Below are 2,356 nucleotides of genomic sequence, written 5' to 3' on the forward strand. Positions count from 1 at the left end.
ATCCGAAGCAGCATGCAGGGTAAGTCCAGGCCCGCTCCAATCGAAGTGCAGGCGGACCTCCGCGCCGCGCCCTCCGTGCTTCAGGGCATTGGTCAGGCACTCCTGCACAATGCGGAAGACCGCCAGCTGCTGCCCGGCTGAGAGCTCGACCGGTTCCCCGGAGGCACTGTCCCGGATGGCCAGGCTCCCCCGCATGCCGTCGACCATTCCGGCGATGTCCTTCAACGCCGGCTGCGGTGTGCTCATCCCGTCATCGCCGACGCCTTCGATCACCCGCTGCGCGTCCACCAGGGCGCTGCGCGCCGACCCGGCAATGTTCTCCAGCGCCTGCAGGACGGATTTGGGCAGGTCCGCACCGGCGTAGCGCGTGCCGTCCGCCTGCGCGGCAATCACCGCCAGGGAATGCGCGAGGACGTCGTGCAGGTCCCGGGAGATCCTGGTCCGCTCCTGTTCCACGATGAGGTCGACTTCGGTGTTCTTCAGGGTGCTCCGGGCCAGGTCCCGGGCATGGAACAGGCTGCCGCGTTCCTGGAGCAGGGAGAGAAGGAGCCCAACTGCGAAGCACCCGGCAGCGATGAGCATCAGGAGGGAAAAGAGCTGCCATCCGAAGGCCCTCAACTGCATCAGGTCCCCGCCGTAGAGCGACGGGAACCAGCCAACTCCGAAGCCGTACCGCCAGGAGAGCATCTGAAACGTCATGACGGCGGCGAACACAGTGTTGGCTGCCATCGCGATGATGCGCATCCGTTTCGTCCCGGTCCAGGAGATGAACCCCAGAGCGAAAAATGACCCCAGATAAATGGCCCAGTGCGTCGATTGCATCGGTGAAACCACGTGGGCCAGCTGCCCGAGGAGGAGCAGGCCGGTCAGGGCCAGCGACAGCGTTGGCCAACGGACCGCTACGGCGATAGCCGCCGTCATCAGCAGGAGCGGGGCGGCCCCGGGCCAGTACATGGGGAGCACACCGATCACCGGTCCCATCCCGCCTGCCTCCGCGACGCACCACCCGACGAAGAAAATCACTGCGGCGGCCGGGGCGCCCCAACGCCGAGCGTGATTCAAGACTGATTCCATGCCTGTCACACTAGCCATGGCTTCCGGGCATAACGCGCGGGAACCGCCCGGTGGCGCCAATCTCATCCCAGAGGGCAGCGGAATTCATCCCGGAAGCCAAGCGACGCCGAATCCCTACTGCTGCCTTCGTGAATCCCGGGCTGTTCCGGAACCGGAGCGCGGGGCTGATGCCGGGCCGGAGTCCGGAGCACAGTCGCGGTAGGCGATAACCAAGGCACAGGCGCGTGCCGCGGTTTCGGCGTCGGGCATCGAGAACACGTAGCGCTGTCCAACACCGGTCTCCAGGACCAGCGCCGGACCGCTTCTGACGATGAAGCCGATGCTGCCTGCGGTGACCCGGTAGCCCCAGCCGCCGAAGTCCATCGCTTTAACATCCTGAACGGATGCCCCGTGTATCTCCCGGTAGGTCAGCGGCATCAGTTTCCAGAATCCGCCGGCCAGTGCCCGGACGCCCTCCGGATCGACCACCACGCGGCCTTGGAGGAATACCCACAGCAGGGCGGCAGCGGGGATGCCCAGCAGGGCCAGGGCCGGGTGGATGAAGACGAGGCTCAACGCCACGCAAGCCCCCGTTCCCAGACAGATCGGCCATTTCGCCCCGCCCATGGAAACGGTGATCGACAGCGTCTGCTGGCTGCCGGCAAGTTCACGGGCCTCCGCGGACACGGCGGAGCCTGCGTCCGCTGCGGCGTCGTCCAGGGCGGATGTTTCGGCGCTTTGGGAGCGGTCGACGCCGCCGGGCCGGTACAGCCAGCCGCTGACGGCCGCGGTGAGCACCGCCATCCCGGCCGCTGTCCAGATGACCGGCGCGGAGACTTCAGCCTGGGAGGCGTCGGTGAGGCCGATCTGACCCGCCACCACCGCGGCCGAGAGACCCGTCATCAGAACCCCGAATCCAAGGCCGAAGCCGACACCGAGCCGTCCGATGAGCTGGGATTGACCACGTGCGAGGATCCCGATCGCGGCTAGCAAGGCCCCGCTCCCCCCGCCAAGAAACACAGCGACTGCGGCATGTCCCCCGAGTGACAGATAGCCGTCGACCCCGTCGCTGCCCCAGTGGCTGGCCAGCGGGTCCGGAAGGTCCCCGGCCACGGTGAACATCCAGGCGGCTGCGAGCAAGCCGAGCCCCAGGCTGCCAGTGGTGACGCCGATCAGCCAGCCCCGGTTGTAAGCGTGTTCGGCTTCCGTGCTGCGCGCCGCAGGGTCCAGGTGGGTTTCAGTGCTCGCGGAACTCATGCTGGCGAGCCTATCCCAGCAGCCGCGTGGTGGGCGTCCGGGCGTC

The 2,356-nt window shown here is 67.4% G+C and carries 2 protein-coding genes; both read right to left on the reverse strand.

What is annotated here, in order from left to right; all coding sequences use genetic code 11:
- The coding region (locus RTN46_RS16915) for a histidine kinase (RefSeq protein ID WP_312183203.1) at positions 1-1,074 on the reverse strand (1,074 nt) is incomplete at its 3' end.
- A 114-nt stretch (positions 1,075-1,188) separates the two neighbouring features.
- Positions 1,189-2,310: a hypothetical protein gene (locus tag RTN46_RS16920; RefSeq protein WP_312183206.1), complete on the reverse strand. Its 1,122-nt coding sequence runs from the start codon at positions 2,308-2,310 to the stop codon at positions 1,189-1,191.
- Between the last annotated feature and the right edge of the window lie 46 nt (positions 2,311-2,356).

This window comes from Arthrobacter sp. (assembly GCF_031988865.1).
Taxonomy (GTDB): domain Bacteria; phylum Actinomycetota; class Actinomycetes; order Actinomycetales; family Micrococcaceae; genus Arthrobacter_B.

What these genes read in the sequence shown, in the direction of transcription:
- RTN46_RS16920 (WP_312183206.1), bottom strand. Translation starts at nt 2,310, where the DNA reads ATGAGTTCCGCGAGCACTGAAACCCACCTGGACCCTGCGGCGCGCAGC.